Consider the following 21,642-nt stretch of genomic DNA (forward strand, 5'->3'; position numbering starts at 1 on the left):
CTGTCTGCCTTAAACCTGCGCAAACTCTTCGCTGTACTGAATAAGGCCTTTTTTCCCGTCGAAAATACCCGGCTCCAGCTCAGCAACTCTGAAGGCACCTTCAGGCACTTCCCACTCGCAACTAAAACCAAAATCAGCCGAATCTTTGAAACCATAGCGACCATAGAAAGCAGGATCCCCCAGCACAACACAGGCTGAGTAACCAAACTGATACAAAGACTCCAGACCTTCCTTTATCAAATCGCCGGCAATCCCCTGATTGCGGTACTCTTCTTTTACCGCCACCGGTGCCATTCCCTGCCAGCCCAGATCTTCACCTTCCAGACTAACCGGGCTGAACATAACGTAACCGACAACTTCACCTTCGTCATTACAGGCCACCAGCGCCAGAGTGAGTTTTGCATTTTCTCTCAGCTTCATCACCAGACTGGCTTCAGCCTCTGTTTCAAAAGCCGATTTAAGCAGTGCGTCTACCGGCAGAATATCTGCAGGCGCTTCAGTTCGAATAAGCATTAGTGTCCCCGGAATCAAGGTTTTCTTCCTGCATACCTTTGTAAACAAAGTCTGCCAGTTGGTTAATCATGACCTGCAACGCCTTAGGCAAAGCATCCAGATCTATGCTGTCCATTAAGTTTTTTACTTCCAGTCCCAGCTCAGTATCGCCTTCAATACTTAACCTGCGCTGGAAGAAAAGCGTATCCGGGTCTTCCTTGCGTCCGGCAATAAGAACAAGATCATTCAGCTTTCCTGAAAAACTCACGTCTTCCTGTTCAGTTTTATCGGAAACAACAAGCTTCTCATCCTGATAGCTGATAAACCAGTTCAGGTTCAGGTCAACGACAGAAACTCTTAACCATTTGTCTTCCAGAAACTCAAAGTCACCATCTTCAAGAGACTCATGAAACACCTGCTTTAGCCCTTCCAGGAGGACGGTTTTTTGAACAGATTTAGGTAAAAACTGGACTGGAGGTCTCAAAATGCCTGCAGCATTGTGAACCAAATGCTTTCGAATCTTGTTTAGCACAGCTGTTTTCCGTTAGTTTGTTGCTTCAATTTCGCCATGATAGTGGATATTCTCAGGAATATCCTAATATTTCTTAAAAATAGCGTCGGGTGTTTAGCCATTTTACTTCCGCGCTTTCACATATCTGCTATCAGGGTTATAGTACTATAAGTTGTAAAAGTATCGGCAGAGTAATATTGATGCATAACTGTTTTTGTAGTTTCCACAGTATAAACTCGTATAAATTTTGGTAATTCATTGATGCCCGCGCTAAAGCAAATACAAAAGTGGTTTTCACAACTAACGGATCCAAGTCCGTTTCTTTTTGCTGTGCTGGATAACAAGCACAATTACAGCAGTGTAAACAGTCGGTACTGTGAGATTGCCGGTTTATCTAAAGACGAACTGCAGGGAATGAACGATATTAAGGTGCTGGGTGAAAACTTCTACAAGCATCTAAAACCCTATTATGATCGTGCTTTTCAGGGCGAGTCTGTTGAGGCTGAAATCACCCTCAACGACCATGAGCATGAAACCAGCATGCATTTTAGCGTTTCACCTGTTTTAACTGATGGCCGCATTGAGCTTATTACTTTCCATGCCATCGATACATCAGAGAAGCAGATCCTGACCCGCTCACTGGCCGAGTCTGAGTCCAAGTTTAATACCCTTTCTGACCTGATCCCCGACGGATTTCTGCTGGTAGAGAACGACACCATTATTGCCTCAAATCCGGTTGCCGTGCGTCTGCTGGGCTTTAACAGCTCTGAAGATCTGCTGGGCGAAAATATGGGCAGGCTGTTTATTGATGAGACAACCAAAACCGTATTTAACGGCAGACTGGCAGGTCTGCTGGAAGAGTCTTCCATTACCTGTATGACAGGGGCACGTTGTGGTGTTGAGCGAAAGGTGCATCTGCGCGCAGATAAAACTCTGGTGCTGGGTAACGATTCTCATATCGTTATTATTGAAGATGCCGACGATACCAACTCAGGCTCATCGGAAAGTAGCCATGATTCCCATTTCGACTCCCTAACCAAACTCTATAACCGCTATGGATTCACTAAGCGGCTGGAGCACTTTATCAACAACCAGACTCCGCTGGTGATGCTCTATCTGGATATTGACAACTTCAAGAATATCAATGACTCACTGGGCCACCATATCGGTGATAAAGTGATTCAGGAAGTCTCCTCCCGGCTTCAGCGACTGCTTCCGGCGCAGGCCATCCTCGGACACCTTGGCGGTGATGAATTCGGTATTATCCTCCCTGAACCGGAACAGGCGAAAACCGATGAATATCTGGCAGAACGCATTATTTCGCTAATCAATCAGCCTTTTGATCTGCACCACTTTAGCAAACGCCTTGCCTGCTCTATCGGTAGCGTCAGCTACCCGGGTGACGGCAACGATGCACGGCTCCTGCTGCAAAACGCCGATACTGCCATGTACGAGGCTAAAAACCGGGGCCGAAACCGTCTGGTGAAATACCATGACCAGATGAATAAAGAAGCCCGGATGCGGTTATGGCTGGAAATTGAACTGCAAAAAGCACTGCAACAGGACGGCCTGGAAGTCTGGTATCAGCCAAAGGTTAATGCCAAAGACTTCAGCATCAATGGTGCCGAGGCACTGATTCGCTGGAAGCACCCGATAGAAGGCTATATCAGCCCTGGCGCTTTCATTCCTGTTGCCGAAAAAGCCGGCCTTATTGAGCATATCGGCCGGGTTGTAATGCGCGATGTATTCTCTACAGTTAAACGCTGGAAGATTCAGGGCATACTGCCGGGGCGTGTGGCAATTAACCTGTCGCCGGAACAGTTTGGTAATGCCAAGCTTATCGACTATATGGAAAAGCTGCTAAGAACCACGGAACTGGATCCCAACTGCATTACCTTTGAGCTAACTGAAAGCGCGGTAATGAGCGATAGTGAGCACACACTTCAGATGCTGAATGCTATCAAGAATCTTGGTTTTGCACTCTCTATTGATGACTTTGGTACAGGCTACTCGTCGCTTTCTTATCTGGCCCGGTTCCCTATAGACGAACTTAAGATTGACCGCGCATTTATCACAGATATTGATACGCTGCCGAAACAGGTCACTGTTATCGAAAACATCATCAATCTGGGTAAATCTCTGGATCTCTCTGTTGTGGCAGAAGGTGTCGAAACAAGGCAACAGGCAACCCTGCTGTCTAACCTGAACTGCCATTCAATTCAGGGTTTCCACTTCCACAGACCACAGCCTCGTCAGGAAGTCGAAGAGCTGTTTGCGATGAACCGCAGATACAAAAACTAAGAAACGAATTTAACCATTATTCTAACAAATTAAGTCTATGGAACTTTTATGTCCGGCAGGAAACCTGCCTGCACTGAAAACAGCAATTGACTGCGGAGCCGATGCGGTTTATATCGGCTTTAAAGATGACACCAACGCCCGCCATTTCGCCGGCCTGAATTTCACCGGAAAGAAACTGGAAAGAGCGGTCCAGTATGTACGTGATCACAACAGAAAACTGCATGTGGCACTGAATACTTTCGCGCATCCGGACGGTTTTGAACGTTGGACCAAAGCGGTGGATAACGCGGCTGCCATGGGTGTCGATGCCCTGATTGTCGCCGATATTGCCATTCTGGAATATGCGGCAACCCGCTATCCGGATCTGGAGCTGCATCTGTCTGTTCAGGCATCAGCCACCAACTCGTCTGCCGTCCGGTTCTACCGGGATAACTTCAATGTTAAACGGGTTGTTCTGCCGCGTGTACTTTCCATTCATCAGGTAAAACAGCTGTCACGCAATATCCCTGAAGGCGTTGAGCTGGAAGTTTTTGCTTTCGGCAGTCTTTGTATTATGTCTGAGGGCCGTTGCTATCTTTCATCCTATATGACGGGTGAATCACCGAACACGGTTGGGGCCTGCTCTCCGGCTAAATATGTACGCTGGCAGGAAACGGAAAGCGGCCTTGAGTCGCGCCTGAACGACATACTGATTGATAAATATGCTCCGGGTGAGAACGCAGGTTATCCGACACTGTGCAAAGGCCGTTTTGATGTCACTTTAGATGGCGAAACCAAGCGTTATCACGCACTAGAAGAGCCAACCAGCCTGAATACGCTTTCCCTTCTGCCAGAGCTTTTTGCTGCCAATGTTGCTTCAGTTAAAATTGAAGGCAGACAACGAAGTCCGGCTTACGTCGAGCAGGTCACCAGAACCTGGAGAGCGGCGATAGATGCCTACCTTGCCAACCCGGAAGCTTATCAGGTGAAAGATGCCTGGAACGCCGCTCTGGCAAACGTATCAGAGGGTACTCAGACCACCCTTGGTGCTTATCACCGTAAATGGCAGTAATGGAGAGCCTAATGGATAACCAAATGAAATATGCGCTTGGCCCGCTTCTCTATTTCTGGCCAAAACAGGATGTGGAAGCTTTTTACAATAAAGCGAAGGCATCAAATGCAGACATCATCTACCTTGGTGAGTCTGTCTGTTCAAAGCGACGAGAAATGAAACTCCCGCACTGGCTGGATATCGCCAAAGAGCTCTCTTCGGCAGGAAAACAGGTGGTACTTTCCACCATGGCGCTGCTTGAAGCGCCAAGTGAAGTCAATGCGATGAAAAAGTACATCGACAATGGCGAGTTTGCCATTGAAGCCAATGATGTCTCCGCGATTCAGCTGGCCTTTGAGAAGAAGGTGCCTTTTGTCGTCGGCCCGGCAGTAAACGCCTACAATGCTCATACACTTAAGCTATTCCTGAAACAGGGAATGACCCGCTGGTGTATGCCGGTAGAGCTTTCCAGAGACTGGCTGAGCAATACCCTGATTCAGTGTGAAGAGTTGGATATCCGCAATAAGTTTGAAGTAGAAGTCTTCAGCCACGGCTACCTGCCTCTGGCCTATTCAGCCCGCTGCTTCACAGCCCGCGCTGAAAACCGCCCTAAGGATGAGTGCGAAACCTGCTGCATCAATTATCCCACAGGACTTCAGGTTTCCAGTCAGGAGGGCCAGTCGGTATTCAACCTAAACGGCATCCAGACTCAGTCCGGTTACTGCTACAACCTGATCAACGACCTAAAGAGCATGAAAGGACTGGTTGATGTTGTCAGGCTAAGTCCGCTTGGCGTTGAGACCTTCTCACAACTTGACAGCTTCCGAGCCAATGAAGGCGGCAACAACCCGGTTACGATTGCTGACAGGCAGTGTAATGGGTATTGGCATCAGTTGGCGGGGTTGGAGGTTAAGTAAAGGGTTATGGGGTTATATTACTCAGTTGTTTAATTTTATCAACGATAGCCCTAAGCCCATTCCCTCTCGACGCACTCAAATGCTCAATCAACCCTAGCTGTTCAAAATAGCCATCAATATCAAACGTCTGAATCTCTTCCGCTGTTTTCTCATTATAAGCAGCCATTACCAAAGCAATCAGACCACGCACAATACGGGCATCTGAATCTGCGCAGAAGTGCCACTTTCCGTCTTCAAACTTACTTACCAGCCAGATCTGACTTTCACAGCCAGCAACCATCAGCTCCTCAGTTTTGAGTTCATCAGGCATCTTTGGCAGCTTTTTAGACCACTGAATAACCTTGCGATACTTGTCTTCCCAGGAATGACAGGAGGACATGGCTGAAACTATGTCGTTGGTGGTGATTTCGGAAGGGAATGGGGAGGTTGGGAAGGTCATGTTAAAGGGTCCTGGAGGTTATGGGGTTATGGGGTTATGGGGTTATGGGGTTATGGGGTTATGGGGTTATGGGGTTATGGGGTTATGGTAACCCTATAGCCCATAGCCCTCAAGGGCAAAGCCCGCCCCATCGCCTATTAACTATGCTTAGCTATCAACTTCTCAATAATCCTAGAAACCGCCACAAACCCAAAGGTAGCCGTAACCACAGTCGCAGCGCCAAACCCTGCCGCGCAGTCCATTTTCTTTGGTCCTTCTGCGGTGGCTTTGGTTGAGCAGACCGAACCGTCTGGTTGCGGGTATTTTAACTGCTCGGTTGAGAATACGCAGTCGATACCGAATTTGCGTTGCGGGTTCTTACTGAAATTATAGAAGCGGCGCAGGTTATCTTTGATTTTTTTTGCCAGCGGGTCCTGAATAGTGCGCGCCAGATCGGCTACCTGAATCTGAGTCGGATCGGTCTGGCCTCCGGCGCCTCCGGTAGCAATCACCTTGATCTTGTTTCTTTTGCAGTAAGCCAGCAGTGCTGCTTTTGGCTTTACGCTATCGATGGCATCAAGAACATAGTCGAACTCTTTGGTAATGTACTCGCCGACATTTTCAGGAGTGATGAAATCATCAATCAGATTCACTTTGCAATCCGGGTTAATCAGTTTTACCCGCTCAGCCATCACTTCCACTTTTGCCTGACCGACTGTGCCTGTCATCGCATGGATCTGGCGGTTAATATTGGTTACACAGACATCATCCATATCGATAAGCGTCAGTTCACCAATACCACTTCTTGCCAGAGCTTCCACCGCCCAGGAGCCCACACCACCAATGCCGACAACACAAACGTGAGCCGCGCGCAAAATCTCCACTTCGCTATTACCATACAGGCGTCTGGTGCCGCCAAATCGCTGGTCGTAAGATTCTGATGCCGGGGTTGTCAGTTCACGCATAGCTATGTCCGATCTATTGATAGAAAAAAGAAGAGTGCGTTTTATACGCACTCTTTTATGAAATGTCTACAGCTAACCCGATATTACTTTTGTGGCTTTTGCATCAGCCAGGGCATCTCAGAAAAGGTGTTTTCCAGCCCCAGTTTCCAGACTCTGCCAAAGTGCTTATAGTGCCCGGCTTCGGTTCCCGCTCTCGGGCCCATACCGTGATAGTAATCAAGATGGTTCTGCTTAACCGCACCGCCGGTATCCAGAGCTATCAGCAGTTTCAGCTCATGAACGCCACTCCATGTGCCATCCGGCTTAAGCAGAGGTACTTCAGCCAGCAAAGGGGTACCCATAGGAATATAATCTCTGTCTGCCGCTACAGCCGACATTGGCAGTAAGGGAATGCCTGCGGTCCCGCGCACAGCGGCATCTTCCCTTGGCAGAAAGAAGACAAATGAAGGGTTCTGCTCAAGCAGCTCCTGAACGGTTTCCTCATCATTTGCCAGAACCCACTCTTTAATGGCTTTCAGCGACATTTTAGCCCGCGGCACTTCCCCTCTTTCAATCAGCACCTTACCTATGCTGACATAAGGCTTCTTGTTTTTACCGCCATAGGCAAAGTACTGGAGCGTGTCATCATCTTCAAAATGAACAAAGCCACTGCCCTGCACTTCCATAATAAAAGGGTCGATCATATTGGCCGCATAACCCAGCTCAAGTCCTAAGCCATCAAAAGCACCGTCATAGATTTGCGCTCGGGTCGGACAGTCATCGCTACACTCAGGCTTGGCATACAGCGGGTATTTAAACTTGTCATCAGCTTCATGACGCAGTTCGATAACCGGTGAAAAATAACCGGTAAACAGAACATTTCCCTGCTTGTCTCCACCTCCTAGCTGGGCAAACTGAACACCGAAATTCGCCAGCTCAGACGGGTCGCCACTTTGCACAATCCAGGCATTCAGCTGTTCATACAAAGGCTGGTATTTTTCTGCCAGTGAAGGTGAGTTTGTCACGACCTGCTCAGCCTGTTTTTCGAAAGCGGTAAAATCCCGTGGCTGGTCAGATTCAACTGTCCCGACTTGATTCAGCGTATTGCGAAATTCGGTATCGAAATACTGCTGTCCGCGATCGGTAGGGCGCGCACAACCAAAAAGTAGTGAAACGCATAAAAGGGGAATAAAAGTTTTAAGCACTGATTTTTCCATTTAGTTAGCCAATAGCTCTGACTCTTCAGCCATCTCTTCTGTGTCCGGCTCCTCTGTTCCCTTTAAGCGAAAGGTAGACTGATAATGGACCGGAGCCACTCTCTGCAACTCTGTCATTTCTTCATTTTTTACTTTATAGACAAACTCTTTGCCTTCATAGTGATATCTGAGCTCGCGTCCGTTAAATGTATATTTAGTATCAACAATTCTCTCTTCCACGTAGATACCCTCTTCGCGGACGATAAACCGGTCTCTGGCAAAGTGTGGCACACCCTGCTCGATCCACTCACCGTAGATCTGAACCTTATTCTGATACTCCTGCTTTTCAATATAGCGGTTAAGCAGAACACTTCCCGCGCCCAAAACAAGCAGAAGAAGCAGACCACCCACAAGCACTATCGCTTTTTTTAACTGCTGAGATTCCTGTTCCACCCAACTACTCTCTTTCTCGAACATAATCTAAACCAATAACTAATCTAATTGTATACACCAAGCTGAGCTAAGTTAATACAAACATAAATATCTTGTTGCAAAATAGAAAAACCATTTGAATATGAGTGAATTTTAATTCAATATTAGAGCATAAAATTTCAACGAAGATTTGATATGAAGATTCGAAGCACCCAACTTGTAAAAGGTTTCAGGCAATCCACACCCTATGTTAATGCTCACCGGGATAAAACCATGGTGATCATGCTGGGCGGAGAAGCCTTTGAAGCAGCAAATTTTACGAACATTATCAGTGACATTGCGCTACTACACAGCCTGGGTGTAAAAATCGTGTTGGTTCATGGAGCAAGATCGCAAATTAACCACATACTCGGGCAAAATGGACATACAACCCCTTACCACAAAGGTATTCGGGTTACCGACGAACATGCTTTGAATCTGGTGATGCAGGCCGCAGGTCAACTGCAACTTTGTATTACAGCCCGTCTGTCAATGAACCTGAACAACACCCCTATGGCCGGTACTCAACTGAATGTAGTCAGCGGGAACTTTATTGTGGCCCAGCCACTGGGAGTGGATGACGGCATAGATTACTGTCACAGCGGTAAAGTTCGCAGAGTGGATGTGGAAGCTATCAATCAGGTTCTGGATCAGGGCTCAATTGCCCTTGTTGGCCCGGTTGCAGGTTCCGTTACCGGTGAGGCCTTTAACCTGCTTTCGGAAGAAGTCGCCACTCAGATAGCCATCCGCCTTAAAGCCGATAAGTTAGTGGGCTTTTGCTCTGAGCAAGGTATTCTGGACGAAGAAGGGGAAGTTATCGCTGAATTATTCCCTAGTGAAGCAGAAAAAATACTTAAAAAAGTGGAGCAGGAACTGGATCACTCCAAAGACAGCAGCACAGGCACCCTTCGCTTTTTACGCGGTGCCATTTCAGCCTGCCGTGCCGGTGTTCCAAGAAGCCACCTTATCAGCTACAACATTGATGGCGCGCTGATTCAGGAGCTGTTCTCCTTTGATGGTATTGGTACTCAGGTTGTTATGGCCAGTGCCGAGCAGATCCGCAGTGCTCAGATCGATGATATCGGTGGTATCCTGAACCTGATCCGTCCACTTGAAGAGCAGGGAATTCTGGTACGCCGCTCCAGGGAGCAGCTTGAGCAGGAAATCCATAAATTCACCATTATTGAAAAAGATGGCCTGATCATCGGCTGTGCCGCTCTTTATACCTACACAGAAGACAAGATGGCCGAAATGGCTTGTGTGGCTATTCATCCTGACTACCGGGACGGAAACCGTGGCCTGGTGCTGTTAAACAGCGTTAAGCAACGCTCTAAATCTCTGGGCATCGAAAGAGTCTTTGTACTGACCACTCACAGCCTTCACTGGTTCAGGGAGCAGGGCTTCTACGAAATTCAGGTTTCCGATCTGCCGATGGAAAAGCAGGATCTGTATAACCTGCAAAGACGCTCAAAAATACTGGCTCTGGACGTCTGAAAATTTACCTAATTATCAATAACTAACTATCAACCGATAATTTTTTATATCTATTTATGGCTGAACTGCTTTTTTTTTAAGCGGGAAATATATAGAATTGAATTTGCTCAGTTGGCTCAAGAAAGAAGGATGTTGCCCTACACGGAAGATGGCGGGCCCATATAATAAATCTTGATGAGCATTAAAGTATGAGAACTGTAGTTTGTAACTCTGCCCAGAGTTTTATCGATATGGCGGAGAATGATTTTCTTAACGGCCTGAACGTGCATTGCGTTTTTCCGGTTAACGAAAGTGTTAAGAAAATGATTATTCATTGCCAAAAAAGGCACCAGATCAAAAGTATTACCTTCTCTAAGGCTGTACTTGCTGAAGCCTGATTATAATAATCCAGACCTGAAAACAGAGGCTTAGCTTATGCTAAGCCTCTGTTTTTTAGTTCAGCTTATCCATTAAACCACTCATTCTCTCTGTTCTGGTATTGACGCTTTTTACCAGTACGGAACTGTCTCCAACCAAAGTCAGCGTTTTTTTCGCTCTGGTTATACCGGTATAAATCAGCTCTCTGGTCAGTACCGGCAGGTATTCACCCGGCAGCAAAATCAACGGATTTTCAAACTCACTGCCCTGAGATTTGTGTATTGTCATTGCATAAGCCGTTTCATGATCCGGAACCCGGCTTGGAAGCACAGCCTTAATTTCACCATCAGGCAGCTCAAAATACACTTTCATTTTCAGCTCGGAGTTTTCCTTACTTAACAGGCAGATACCAATATCACCATTATAAAGTCCGGTGGAATAATCATTTCTGGTGATCATAACGGGTCTGCCCGGATACCAGACATCTTCTCCCGGATAAATAAGACCTTTTCGGGCTAACTCTTTCTCTATACGCTGATTTAAACCGGCAACACCAAAGTCCCCTTCCCTTACCGCGCAAAGCACCCGGAAACGGCTAAACTGCTTCAGTGCACTTTTGGCTTTTATATCGGTCTGCTCATCATCTGAATTGTCGCTCACCAGCTTCAGGTATGAAGTGTAATTATCACAGCTTATCTTTAACATCTGCTTGTAGCTGCTTTCATCCAGAGGCAGATAGTCAATATCTTTAAATCTATTGCAGATACCGCTTAGTCCAGAGCTTGCCCCCCGGTTTACTGCCTTCGCCAGTTGACCAATCCCCGAGCGGGCATCAAAGCGGTAGCTCTTTTGCAACATACAAAGCGAATCTGAAACCACACCGGCAGACATACCGGTTCTGAACTGAGCAAAGCCGGTTAACAGGGATAACTTATGCCCCTGCTGCTGACTGTACCCGGACTGCCCCATAGAGCAGATATCGCCAAGCACAGCCCCGGCCTCAACCGAAGAGAGCTGGTCTTTATCACCAAGCAGGACCAGGCGGGCATGTTGTGGCAAGGCATCAAGCAGCTTGTACATCATTGGCAAATCCACCATGGAGGCCTCATCCACCACCAGCAGATCCAGATGAAGAGGGTTAGCCTGGTTATGCCTGAATTCAGCCCGGTTAGGAACCGCACCCAATAAACGGTGAATGGTTCCGGCCTCGGTGGGAATCAGCGCTTTCACTTCATCACTAACCGGCAGCTCTCTTAATGCGTTACCCAGCGATTCCGTCAGCCTTGCAGCCGCTTTACCCGTTGGTGCTACCAGCTTGATATTCATGGTTTTTCCGCCACTACGGCTATGATCCGCGATCACTGCCAACAGCTTAGCAACCGTGGTTGTCTTACCGGTTCCCGGACCACCTGAAATCACCGCCAGACGCTGATTGAGCGCAACAGCTGCTGCCACTTTCTGCCAGCTCATACAGACATGAAGTGGGACGAGTTTATCCAGTCCGGCAAGCTGTTCGCTATCCGTTGCCTGAATCAGAACAGAATCTACCGCTGACCAGTCGATCTGCTCAGGTAATACAACATCCAGATAATCACAAACCAATTGCTGACGTTCTATCTGAGTGGTCTGCTTCTCCTGAAGCGCATAAAAAAGGTAGTGATACTGGCGTTTAAACAGATTATCCAGAGTGCTGCGCAGAGCAGTGACCTCTTCGTTTTTTAGTTCCAGTGGCTCACTAAGTTGTTGCAGCTTTTCTGCCACCTTCATTTCGTAGTGCCAGTAGCGCTGCAGGTAAAGGCGTTTTCCGTCGAATATCAGAGGCAGAGAGTCACCCTCACCGCCCACAACTGAAGATTCTTCCAGTAATTCAGCCCAGTTACAGCCACCTACCTGTTGCGAAAGCTGCCTTGCACTTTCCCCATACAAACCAAGGGCAGCCACAAAGTTAAACTCCAGCGGAGTCATGCAGATATGCCCCTTTGAAAGCTCGGCACTCAGCACACCTGCAATAAAGCCGATAGCTTGCGGATTGTCGCTTTCATGGGATGCAATAAACCTGGCAAACTGATAATCAAGCTGGCGAATTGCTCCTCTCTGAGCAAGAGATTGCAGAAGATTAAGCATGTGCCACCTCCTGTCCGTCAATCAGAGAGTCCAGTGCTTCCAGCATCGCCTTTTCCGGTCTGGCTGAGAATATCCCACTTCCCGATTCAGGGCTGCTTCGCTTATCAATGCCACGTAAAAACAGGTAATAGACTCCGCCAAAATGCTGTTCATAGGAGTAGTCTGCAATACGGCTTTTCAGGAAACGGTGCAGCGCAAGTGCATAAATCTGGTACTGGAGATCGTATCTGTGATCAATCATCGCCTGATTAAGAGCCTCTTTATGATAATCGGTGACATCATCACCTAAATAGTTGGATTTCCAGTCAAGCACGTAATATCTGCCCTGATGCTCAAACACCAAATCGATAAAGCCTTTCAGCATGCCGCTGGCGGTATGGAATCCCAGATCACCGGCTTTTTCGGATAAGGCGTCATACTGCTGCGCAATCTGATTAAGCTGCGGGGAAGAGAGCGCCGTAATGGGCAGCATAAACTCCATCTCCACCAGCCGGCTTTTTTCGTCCTTCTGATTGAGACAAAGATCCTTGCCATCCAGCGGAGTAGAAAGAACCGTGTCCACCAGCTCTTCAAGCACCTCCTGCCAGTCGGCATCATACTGCTCTTTTTCCAGCAGCTTTTCGATAATCTCACGGTTTTTTTCAGAACCGGCCGGAAGGGTAAAGTCCACTTCTTCAAAAAGCGTATGTAAAAATGTGCCGGGTCTGGCACCCTTAGGGAAGGTAAAGATGGACCTGGCCGGCTCCTCCGGTTCCGTTTCCGGCATATCATCCAGAGAGTCCACATCCAGGCCTGCGATTTCAAGCCCGCTATCCTGGGTGCTGTGGCCCTGTTTTACCAGGCCGGAATAACTGGTGATCCACCAGCTCCGGTCTATCTCCCGGGTCAGCCTGTTTGCGCTAAGCTCTTTTCGCTCCAGCGCTTCATCGGCAAAAAGTGACATCTGAGTATCACTGTCATAGGGAGCCGGAAGATCGGCGATATTCAGAACATCCCTTAAACCGCCCGTCTTTCGGGCCAGTTCTGTCGCCAGCTTAGCCGCCTCTGCTTCCTCACCGTTCTGGATAAGATGGCCGATAGCCCCAAGATGAGCACCGGACGGATTGCTTCTTTTCATTCCCTTACGGACAGGAGCAATACCCACAAAGCAGCCATAAACCGCACGTGTCAGAGCAACATACAAAAGCCTCAGATCTTCAGCCAGGCGCTCTTTATCCGCCAGTGCCAGAGCCGGTTTTGATTTGGTGATATCCAGTATGGTCTGATGCTTTTCTTCATCAAAATACCTTGCCGTTCCCGCTTCACGGTAAGTGCTGGCAAAGGGCAGGAAAACAAACTCATACTCAAGCCCTTTGGATTTGTGGATAGTGACGATCTGGACCAGATTCTTTTCAGACTCCAGTCTCTGAATCTCTTCATCACCCACCCCTTTCTCTCCTGAATGCGCCTCTTCAATCTGCTCGGAGAACCATCTTAACAAGCCATGGTGGCTGTCTGTTTCAAGACTTGCCTGCTGCAAGAGTTCGGCAAGGTGCAGATAGTCAGTCAGAAGCCTTTCTCCTGCCTCTTCGGTCAGCAGGTTTTCGGCAATATGCCGCTTGCTCATAACAGAGCGCAGCATCGGCATTACACCGCGCATCAGCCAGAGTTTCCGGTATTCTGAAAACTCGCCGATAATATCTTCCAGCAGGTTTTCATCCTGATTCAGCTTATCCAGCTCACGGCTGTCCATAAAGAAGAGATCCGATGCCAGTACTGCCCTGAGCGCTGATTCATCTTCAGGGTTTAACACCGCGGTAAGGATTCTTCTGATATCGGTCGCAGCCGGGCTGGCATAGACACTGTCACGGTTAGAAAGATAAACACTGGCGACACCCTTTTTAGACAGGGCCTGTTTTATCATGGCGCCTTCTGAGCCCGTTCTTACCAGAACGGCAATATCGCCCGCCTGAATATGATGCTTTCTGTTTTTGCCGTCCACATACTGGGCTAAGCCCTGCTTCGACATCTCCAACATGGCATGAATCTGGTTGGCGGTTGCCTGAGACATACTGTCCAGATAATCGCCTTTGGAAACCGGATCCTCGCTATCTTCAATCCAGAAAGTAAGTGCTGATTGTTTTTTCCGGTTAAGGACCCAGTGGCGTTTACCCGCATCCGGGCTATGGGTAACCGGAAGAAAAGGAATATCGCTGTCGTATAAAAACGGAGAGTCAGAGAACTTAAATATCTCATTAACAGCGGCAACCATACAGGCACTGGAGCGCCAGTTTGTTCCCAGTGTGTAGTGATCACTTACTTCGTTTCTTGCCTTGATATAGGTGAAGATATCCGCGCCCCGGAAACCATAGATAGCCTGTTTAGGGTCACCGATCATAAACAGCCCTGTTTCCGGATTATTCAGATAAACCCGGCCGAAAATGCTGTACTGCATCGGGTCGGTATCCTGAAACTCATCAATCATTGCCACCGGATACAGCTCGCATATCCGCCCCGCCAGCATGCCTTCTTCATCAAGATCAATGGCACTGGACAGCTGAGTCAGCAGGTCATCAAAAGAGAGCCAGCGTTTTTGCTGTTTTGCCTGCTCCAGCATCTCGCGACAGTTCTGTATGGCATGAGCAAGTACCGGCTCTTTCAGGCTGGGCTTTTCAGAAATAAACTGATTGATTGAGTGAAAAACTTCATGCTCAGGCAGCTTTTTACCTTCCGCTGTTTTCTCCCGAAGAAAATCTGCTGAGAACTTTTCCAGCTGTTCCGGGTAGTTATAATTGACGGTTTCACTGGCTGCCCACTCCGATATCAGGGCAATCCAGGCTGGCAGGTTCTTTTTAGTAAATGAACGCTTACTGACATCAGAAGCACTGATAATTCCGGCGATATCATCCTGGCACTCCTGCCACTCACGCTTTAGTTTATCAATCCGGTCAAGGTTAGCCTGATGCAGATTTTCCAGACTTCCGCTCATTGGCGTAACAGTCAGTTGCAGAGGGTTCCCGGTCAGGTAGCCTGAAATTTCTTTTAGCAGTGTCTTGGGTGAAGACCAGTAATCTCTTATCTGCGCCGCCAGCATATGGGAAAGCGAGTAGAAGTTTTTACGCCAGTAATCGGAGACCACCAGTGACTTTAATTTAGATTCATCGGTAACAAATTCGTTATTAAAGCGACTGCCCGACTCAAAGGCATTCTGAGTCAGCATTCGCTGGCAGAATCCGTGGATGGTGTAAACCGAAGCCTCATCCATCTGACGCTCGGCATCCAGCAGAGTTCTGGCCGCCCAGGGATGATCTTCGATATCCTCAAGCAGAGGCTTAATAACCGGATCACTGCTGACACCGCGCATAAAGGCGATTCTGGCATCATGAATCCGGCTTCTGATCCTGTCCCTCAGCTCAGCTGTTGCCGCTTCAGTAAAAGTCACCACCAGAATCTGATCCACGGTCAGCGGTTTCTGATGTCTGCTCTCTTCGGTGCCGTGCCCAAGTAAAAGGCGCAGATAAAGACCGGCGATGGTAAAGGTTTTACCTGTACCTGCCGAGGCTTCTATCAGTCTTGCTCCATGTAATGGAAAAGTCATGGTGTCGAGCGTTTGTGCCATTTCTCTGCCTTGTACCTTATTTTCTTCTGCGATGAATAGTGTGAGCCTGATCAAACAGCATATGTGATCCACCGCTAATAAATTTTAATTAATTACAATATGTGAATATATGAGAAGAGGTTTCGGGATCTGACTCACGGAATGTCATTCTCCCAATCGCTAGTATCGCTTCCACAGAATTTGTGGTCCCTCTGACCCTTGTGGCTGACCTGCGAAAAACCCTACACACAACTATTTTAAAGCAGGCAGCCACCCTACTTCTCTTCTGTGCTTCCCATATACTCTTCAATATCTTTACTGTGCGCTAAGGCGTTTAGTAATACACTTTGTGCATGTTGCAAAAGCTGTACGGATAAGGCTTCATTCCACTCAGGCCAGACCCGAGCAATATAGCTGTCCCGGCCTTCACCGCTGAAGTTATAGCCATCGTTAAAGGCTTTTTCCATTTTGCTAATCTCATCACCCTTTCCGCTCATCAAGGCTTCCGCTCCCGCCAGAACTGTTTTAGGAAAATAAGCTAACGGCTGATTCATACCCTCAAAGTAAAGCTCAACCAGGTGCTGTAAATAGACACCCGCTGACACAGAGTCAACCGGAAGCAGCACTTGATGCTGAATACCTTTGGCAGGATCCAGGCCGATTAAATGAGTTACCTTTGACTGAGCACTTACCGACATACAAAGGTGATCAATCCAGGCTGACAGCCAGTCCTGAGAGCGGATTTTGCCGCTGCGGTAACGAACCATTCCCGCCTGGTACTGACCGGATAACCAGCCGGTCAGCTGACAGCTTTTCTCCCTGCCTGCCGGTGTTATCTGAATATCCACCTCAATATCTTCCGCCGGGCTTTGGGTAATAAAGCTAAGCTCTTGCAGCAGTGCTGCGGCCTTTTCCTTGCCGGCTTCAAACTCAATATCACCAAAAGCGCCCACGGGAAGCACACCGACGGCTTTCTGATGCCGGATAAAACGCTCAGTTTCAGACTCTTCACTCTCGCCGGAGGATCTTGCCTCAAGCAATGTTTCCAGCAATGAATCGCGCAGCTTATAACTTTCCAGTCCATTTAAAACAAACGGCTCTTCATCTTCCTGCTGCTCGGCGGCATAGGCAAAATTTACCTTCAGGCGACGGTTAAAAAAGTACTGAACCGGCAGTCTCCAGAAGCGGTGCAGCTCTGTCAGCGGCAGCTCCATCTGAGTATCCGCTTCCTGCCAGATATCTTCCAGAGGCTGAATAAAGGGTTTACGCGACTGGCCTTTTTCATTCACCACAGGCAGCCATTCGCTGGCATAACTTGGCATCTCTGCGCTAAAGGCTGACTCACTAAAGGGCACCATTGGATGAAAATGCTCAAGCCAGCTTTTTACACTTGCTGCAGAGTCATCTGCAGGCAGGCTTTCATCACCCTCAAAACAAAAGTTCTCAGCACAATAATCAATAAGTTCCGAGACCAGAATGGAAGGAACCCGCTCACTGTTATCCTGAATAGAACGACCAACATAACTGATATAGAGACTCTCTTGCGCGGACAACAAAGCTTCAAGGAACAGGTATCTGTCATCATCGCGTCTTGAACGGTCACCGGGTATTGCTCTTTCGTTCATCAGGTCAAATCCGTCTTTAGGCATAGAGCGCGGATAAACGCCATCGTTCATTCCAAGCAGGCAAACCACCTTAAAAGGAATGGAGCGCATCGGCATAAGAGTACAGAAGTTTACCTGCCCGGCTAAGAAACGCTGGCTTACTCTGCTGCCGGAAAGTTTGTCTTTAAAATACTGGCAGATGACCGGAGGTGAAATCTCCTGCCCAAAACGGGCCTCTTCCAGCTGTTCACCCAGCCTTTGCAGAATGTCTCTGATGGTTTTCAGAGAAACCTCACCGTCCAGATCTACTTCAAAGAAGTCTTCAAGAAGATTCAGAATATTAAACTGCCAGTCAGAAAAGCTCTGAGTACGGTCAAGGGACTCACGGTAATGCTTAATGGTGGAAATATAGTGAGCCAGCTTTCCGGCCAGATCAGCATCCAGCCCCTGCACTTCGTTATATGGCGCTACCGGACCGGACCCGGCTTCAAACAGTCCGCTTTCCGGGCTCATAGCATAGCCAAGCAGCATTCTTTCAATGCCGAACAGCCAGTGATTCTGCTCAGCATCCGGCAGTCCGAAGTCTGAGGCGGTTTTGTTATCCAGCCCCCAGCGAATACCAGACTCTTCCACCCAGAGTCTGGCGCGCTCAAAGTCTGTTTCATCCAGAGCATAGTTTTTCAGAACTTCCGGGATTTCCAGAAGTTCCAGTAGCTCAGAGGAAGTACAGCGGCTTTCAGGCAACATCAGAATATTGATAAATGCTGAGAGTAACGGGCTCTCTTCTGCAGACGTGCGGTCAGAAATAGAATAGGGAATATAGCGCTCACCCGGCGCATTACCAAACACCGCCTGAATAGCCGGGCTGTAGGCATTGATATCCGCCACCATGACTATGATGTCTCTTGGCTTTAGCTCAGGTTCCCGGTCAAACATTGCCAGCAGGTTGTCATGCAGCACTTCCACCTCGCGCATGGGGCTATGGCACCCATGCAGCACCAGTGAGTGATCGTTTTTGCTGATAACGTTTTTATGTTTGCTGGAATCAAGATTCTGATCATCCTGCCGCTCTTCAAGCTCAAGAATATCGGCCTGAATCTGATGCAGCAGTGAGTCTCTGTTGATATCCACAAAGGCTTCGATTTCATTGGATTCCAGTTGCGACAGCAGATAAAGATTATCCCTGCCCAGTTTACCCATGGAGGCCAACAGGCTGTTTCCAACCACATCTGCATGCAGCTCATCTCTGACATTATCTTCCACAGAGCCTTTTAGCTGAGTAGTTTCACCTTTCGGAACATGATGATCCTTTTGCAGCTCAAGGTGTTGTCTGTGCCGGTTTGCCAGCCTTGCCAGATACTTGCGATCCCTGACATCACCCCAGTAATAACGGCTTGGGTTAGTAAACATCAGGTGGACATCCATATGCTCACCCAGGGCTTTCAGTGCATCGGTATATCTTGGCGGCAGAGCTGAAATACCGAAGACAAAAAGTCGTTCCGGCAGCCCTTCAAAGGTGTGAGTATAGCTGGTCAGGCTGTCTATAAAATGCTCGTAAAGATTGGCTCTGTGATACTGCGGCTGACCCAGCGCAACAGTGTGATCGTAAAGTGCCTGCCATAAAACCGGCTGCCATGGCTGCTCATCTCCAAGTTCAGGAACTGCCTCTCCCTGCTCCCAGGTTGCAATCCACTCAGGGCGGTACACCAGATAACCGTCAAAGATATCGGCAATTTTTTCCGACAGCTGATAAAGCTTGGAACCATCGTCGTCATCCTGAAGATACTGCTTAAGCGGAGCAAAAGCCTCTTGTTCCAGATGCTGCGGAATAAGCTGCATCAGCTTCCACGCCATGGACTCTTTGTTAAATGCACTTCGCTTTGGCACATCATCCAGAACCTGGACAAACATATCCCAGATAAAAGTAGCCGGAAGCGGAAAATCAATATTCGCCGCAACACCCAACTCCTTCGCCAGCTCAATCTTCAGCCATTGCGACATTCCGGGACTCTGCACCAGAATAAGTTCTTTGTCGAACGGGTTACTAAGAGGATTAGAACGAATCAGTTCCACCAGAAGTGATTTAAGAATATCTATCTGATTTGAGTGATAAACGGTAAACAAGGCGCACCTTCAGAAGTTGGCAATTTTGATTTCCAGAATAACATAACTCTATATTAATACTCAGATTAATCCAGCTTTCGAACCTGTATCAGTAAGCAGGTATCGAACACAGACACGCATAAATACATCCATGTAGCTCGATCTCGCCATCCCTGGCGAGGACGGTCTGCTTATCGATACCAGCTCACTGATACCCCACCTCCTGCAGCCCCATAGCCCTCCCCCCCCCATAACCCAAAATCCCCCGCAACCTGCAACCCAAAGGATGATCTAGACAACCCCCACCAAAACCTGTATAAACAACCAGTAACTAATAAACACAATTTTCGAGGAATAACCATGGCTGTAATCGTCAAGTACGTGGTGGAACGCAATGGAGAAGAAAAGATGACTTTTACCTCTAAAGCTGAAGCTGACGCTTATGACAAGATGTTGGATATGGCAGATGAGCTGTTTGAACTGATTGGTAAGAGCGAGCTTATTGAAGATGAAGGCAAGCAGGAAGAGCTGTCACTATTCCTTGCGCAAAACAAAGAAGAAGTCCTGTACGCTCTGGGCGCAAAACGCAAACCCGCCCCAAAGAAACCTAAAAAGGTTGAAGCAGTAGAAGACGAGCCAAAAGAAGAAGACGCAGCCTAACCGCAGAGTGTGCACGCGTTAACTCTGGTGTCTGGAGCAGTGACGGCATAATATTTCAGGGACGCATAAATACATCCATGTAGCTTCAACTTGCCTTCCCTGGCAAGTAGACCCTGAAATATCATACCGCCACTACTCCCCCCATAACCCCATAACCCCATAACCCACAATACCCCGCAACCTGCAACCTGCAACCCACCCCATTTTCTTTTCACCGAAACATATCGCCAAAAAGACAACCCATATCATTTAGCAGACTTTATCCGTTTTTCCCCTTTTATCTGCGAATAACTCTCATTATGATGCTTAGCAACAGACAACAGGGACTTCCCTGATACCTCAAACGAATAACAACCCGGAGATATGTAAATCATGGCTAACTTCTCTCTTGCATTCGGTAGCGCAACTAAAAACCGTGACGGCAAAATCATCGAAGCATTCTTCCCTGCTCCAGTTCTTAACCCATCTGACGCGCTGGTTGAAGCAGTTGCAAACGTTGCAGGTTACGAAGGTGGAAACCAGGCAATCGAAGTATCTGCAGCAACAGCAGCAGAACTTGCGACAGCGTTCGCAGCGAACGCAGATGTGGCAAACGCTTCTTTTGCTGAAAAAGCAGCTAACTCTGAGCAGCCACTGGTTCTGGTTATCCTTGCAACTGATGAGAAGCCACAATCCATTGCTGAAGGCTTCCTGAAGCTACAACTTATCTCTAACCGTCTGGTTCAGCCACACGGCACAGTGCTTGACGGCATCTTTGGTCTTCTGCACAACATCGCATGGACAAACGAAGGCCCAATCGACCTTCCTGAACTGGCAGACCGTCAAATCGAAGCTCGCCTTGCCGGCCGCGCACTAACTGTAGATTGCGTAGACAAGTTCCCTAAAATGGTGGACTACGTGGTACCTGCAGGCGTTCGTATCGCTGATACTTCTCGTGTACGTCTTGGTGCTCACGTTGGTGAAGGCACAACAGTTATGCACGAAGGCTTTATCAACTTCAATGCAGGTACAACCGGCGTAAGCATGGTTGAAGGCCGTATCTCTGCTGGTGTAGTTGTTGGTAACGGTTCAGATATCGGTGGTGGTGCATCTATCATGGGTACGCTGTCTGGTGGCGGTACTGTTGTCGTATCTATCGGCGAGAACAGCCTTCTGGGTGCAAACGCAGGTCTTGGCTTCCCGCTGGGCGACCGTTGTACTGTTGAATCAGGTCTGTACGTTACTGCGGGTTCTAAAGTGGCTATGCTGGATTCTACCGGTAAGCAGGTTGAAGTGGTTAAAGCTCGTGACCTTGCTGGCAAACCAGACCTTCTGTTCCGTCGTAACTCTGTTACCGGTCAGATTGAATGCCTGACTAACAAATCAGCGGTTGAGCTAAACAGCGAACTGCACAGCAACAACTAAGCAAAAAGCTGCCAAACTAATTGATACAAAGAGCCAACA

16 protein-coding genes are annotated in these 21,642 nt (G+C 48.1%); 7 read left to right on the plus strand and 9 right to left on the minus strand.

The genetic code is table 11. The features are described from left to right. Positions 1–9: 9 nt before the first annotated feature. Both L3Q72_RS11375 and L3Q72_RS11380 read right to left on the minus strand, forming a co-directional pair. Positions 10–513 carry an N-acetyltransferase gene (locus L3Q72_RS11375; protein ID WP_275130067.1) on the minus strand — a complete coding sequence of 168 codons (504 nt, stop codon included), beginning with the start codon at positions 511–513 and terminating at the stop codon, positions 10–12. Beyond that, entirely contained in the window at positions 497–1,024 is a 528-nt protein-coding gene (locus L3Q72_RS11380; RefSeq protein WP_275130068.1) for an SCP2 domain-containing protein, read from the minus strand. The genes L3Q72_RS11375 and L3Q72_RS11380 overlap by 17 nt, the downstream gene beginning before the upstream one ends. A gap of 240 nt (positions 1,025–1,264) precedes the next feature. Between L3Q72_RS11380 and L3Q72_RS11385 the strand changes: the two genes are divergently transcribed. From L3Q72_RS11385 to L3Q72_RS11395, 3 genes are read left to right on the plus strand one after another with little or no spacing between them, the layout of a single operon-like run. After that, a complete protein-coding gene (locus L3Q72_RS11385; RefSeq protein WP_275130069.1) occupies positions 1,265–3,304 on the plus strand; it encodes an EAL domain-containing protein in 2,040 nt (679 codons plus the stop codon). A 37-nt stretch (positions 3,305–3,341) separates the two neighbouring features. Continuing rightward, entirely contained in the window at positions 3,342–4,355 is a 1,014-nt protein-coding gene (locus tag L3Q72_RS11390) for a peptidase U32 family protein (RefSeq protein ID WP_275130070.1), read from the plus strand. Between the two features lie 23 nt (positions 4,356–4,378). Continuing rightward, a complete protein-coding gene (locus L3Q72_RS11395) occupies positions 4,379–5,251 on the plus strand; it encodes a U32 family peptidase (RefSeq protein ID WP_275132099.1) in 873 nt (290 codons plus the stop codon). A 4-nt stretch (positions 5,252–5,255) separates the two neighbouring features. On the opposite strand, the gene csdE is transcribed toward L3Q72_RS11395, so the two are convergent. From csdE to L3Q72_RS11415, 4 genes are all read right to left on the minus strand, one after another. Further along, the gene (csdE, locus tag L3Q72_RS11400) at positions 5,256–5,690 is read right to left on the minus strand and encodes a cysteine desulfurase sulfur acceptor subunit CsdE (protein WP_275130071.1); all 435 of its coding nucleotides are present in this window, start codon (positions 5,688–5,690) and stop codon (positions 5,256–5,258) included. A gap of 137 nt (positions 5,691–5,827) precedes the next feature. Then, on the minus strand, positions 5,828–6,634 hold the full coding sequence (tcdA, locus tag L3Q72_RS11405; protein ID WP_275130072.1) for a tRNA cyclic N6-threonylcarbamoyladenosine(37) synthase TcdA: 807 nt from the start codon (positions 6,632–6,634) through the stop codon (positions 5,828–5,830). A gap of 83 nt (positions 6,635–6,717) precedes the next feature. Next, a complete protein-coding gene (mltA, locus tag L3Q72_RS11410) occupies positions 6,718–7,830 on the minus strand; it encodes a murein transglycosylase A (RefSeq protein WP_275130073.1) in 1,113 nt (370 codons plus the stop codon). Beyond that, entirely contained in the window at positions 7,831–8,286 is a 456-nt protein-coding gene (locus L3Q72_RS11415; protein WP_275130074.1) for a DUF2850 domain-containing protein, read from the minus strand. It lies immediately after the preceding gene. Positions 8,287–8,436: 150 nt separating this feature from the next. Between L3Q72_RS11415 and argA the strand changes: the two genes are divergently transcribed. Next, on the plus strand, positions 8,437–9,774 hold the full coding sequence (gene argA / locus L3Q72_RS11420; RefSeq protein WP_275130075.1) for an amino-acid N-acetyltransferase: 1,338 nt from the start codon (positions 8,437–8,439) through the stop codon (positions 9,772–9,774). Between the two features lie 188 nt (positions 9,775–9,962). Beyond that, positions 9,963–10,151, plus strand: coding sequence for a hypothetical protein (locus tag L3Q72_RS11425; RefSeq protein ID WP_275130076.1), 189 nt, complete (start codon positions 9,963–9,965; stop codon positions 10,149–10,151). A 55-nt stretch (positions 10,152–10,206) separates the two neighbouring features. Here the strand turns inward: L3Q72_RS11425 and recD are convergent, their stop codons facing one another. From recD to recC, 3 genes are all read right to left on the minus strand, one after another. After that, positions 10,207–12,255: an exodeoxyribonuclease V subunit alpha gene (recD, locus tag L3Q72_RS11430; RefSeq protein ID WP_275130077.1), complete on the minus strand. Its 2,049-nt coding sequence runs from the start codon at positions 12,253–12,255 to the stop codon at positions 10,207–10,209. Then, positions 12,248–15,853, minus strand: coding sequence for an exodeoxyribonuclease V subunit beta (recB, locus tag L3Q72_RS11435; RefSeq protein WP_275130078.1), 3,606 nt, complete (start codon positions 15,851–15,853; stop codon positions 12,248–12,250). The genes recD and recB overlap by 8 nt, the downstream gene beginning before the upstream one ends. Positions 15,854–16,107: 254 nt before the next feature. Continuing rightward, positions 16,108–19,560 carry an exodeoxyribonuclease V subunit gamma gene (recC, locus tag L3Q72_RS11440; RefSeq protein WP_275130079.1) on the minus strand — a complete coding sequence of 1,151 codons (3,453 nt, stop codon included), beginning with the start codon at positions 19,558–19,560 and terminating at the stop codon, positions 16,108–16,110. A gap of 339 nt (positions 19,561–19,899) precedes the next feature. Between recC and L3Q72_RS11445 the strand changes: the two genes are divergently transcribed. Together L3Q72_RS11445 and dapD are read left to right on the plus strand one after the other, a co-directional pair. Next, complete coding sequence (locus L3Q72_RS11445) at positions 19,900–20,199, plus strand: YebG family protein (protein ID WP_275130080.1); 300 nt, start codon at positions 19,900–19,902, stop codon at positions 20,197–20,199. Between the two features lie 372 nt (positions 20,200–20,571). Then, positions 20,572–21,603 carry a 2,3,4,5-tetrahydropyridine-2,6-dicarboxylate N-succinyltransferase gene (gene dapD / locus L3Q72_RS11450; RefSeq protein ID WP_275130081.1) on the plus strand — a complete coding sequence of 344 codons (1,032 nt, stop codon included), beginning with the start codon at positions 20,572–20,574 and terminating at the stop codon, positions 21,601–21,603. Positions 21,604–21,642: the final 39 nt, after the last annotated feature.

The organism is Vibrio sp. JC009 (assembly GCF_029016485.1).
Taxonomy (GTDB): Bacteria; Pseudomonadota; Gammaproteobacteria; order Enterobacterales; family Vibrionaceae; genus Vibrio.

Coding starts and splice junctions, on each gene's coding strand:
- mltA (WP_275130073.1), bottom strand. CDS start 7,830: ATGGAAAAATCAGTGCTTAAAACTTTTATTCCCCTTTTATGCGTTTCA.
- L3Q72_RS11425 (WP_275130076.1), top strand. CDS start 9,963: ATGAGAACTGTAGTTTGTAACTCTGCCCAGAGTTTTATCGATATGGCG.
- tcdA (WP_275130072.1), bottom strand. CDS start 6,634: ATGCGTGAACTGACAACCCCGGCATCAGAATCTTACGACCAGCGATTT.
- L3Q72_RS11375 (WP_275130067.1), bottom strand. CDS start 513: ATGCTTATTCGAACTGAAGCGCCTGCAGATATTCTGCCGGTAGACGCA.
- recB (WP_275130078.1), bottom strand. CDS start 15,853: ATGGCACAAACGCTCGACACCATGACTTTTCCATTACATGGAGCAAGA.
- L3Q72_RS11390 (WP_275130070.1), top strand. CDS start 3,342: ATGGAACTTTTATGTCCGGCAGGAAACCTGCCTGCACTGAAAACAGCA.
- L3Q72_RS11445 (WP_275130080.1), top strand. CDS start 19,900: ATGGCTGTAATCGTCAAGTACGTGGTGGAACGCAATGGAGAAGAAAAG.
- L3Q72_RS11415 (WP_275130074.1), bottom strand. CDS start 8,286: ATGTTCGAGAAAGAGAGTAGTTGGGTGGAACAGGAATCTCAGCAGTTA.
- recD (WP_275130077.1), bottom strand. CDS start 12,255: ATGCTTAATCTTCTGCAATCTCTTGCTCAGAGAGGAGCAATTCGCCAG.
- argA (WP_275130075.1), top strand. CDS start 8,437: ATGAAGATTCGAAGCACCCAACTTGTAAAAGGTTTCAGGCAATCCACA.
- dapD (WP_275130081.1), top strand. CDS start 20,572: ATGGCTAACTTCTCTCTTGCATTCGGTAGCGCAACTAAAAACCGTGAC.
- L3Q72_RS11395 (WP_275132099.1), top strand. CDS start 4,379: ATGAAATATGCGCTTGGCCCGCTTCTCTATTTCTGGCCAAAACAGGAT.
- csdE (WP_275130071.1), bottom strand. CDS start 5,690: ATGACCTTCCCAACCTCCCCATTCCCTTCCGAAATCACCACCAACGAC.
- L3Q72_RS11385 (WP_275130069.1), top strand. CDS start 1,265: ATGCCCGCGCTAAAGCAAATACAAAAGTGGTTTTCACAACTAACGGAT.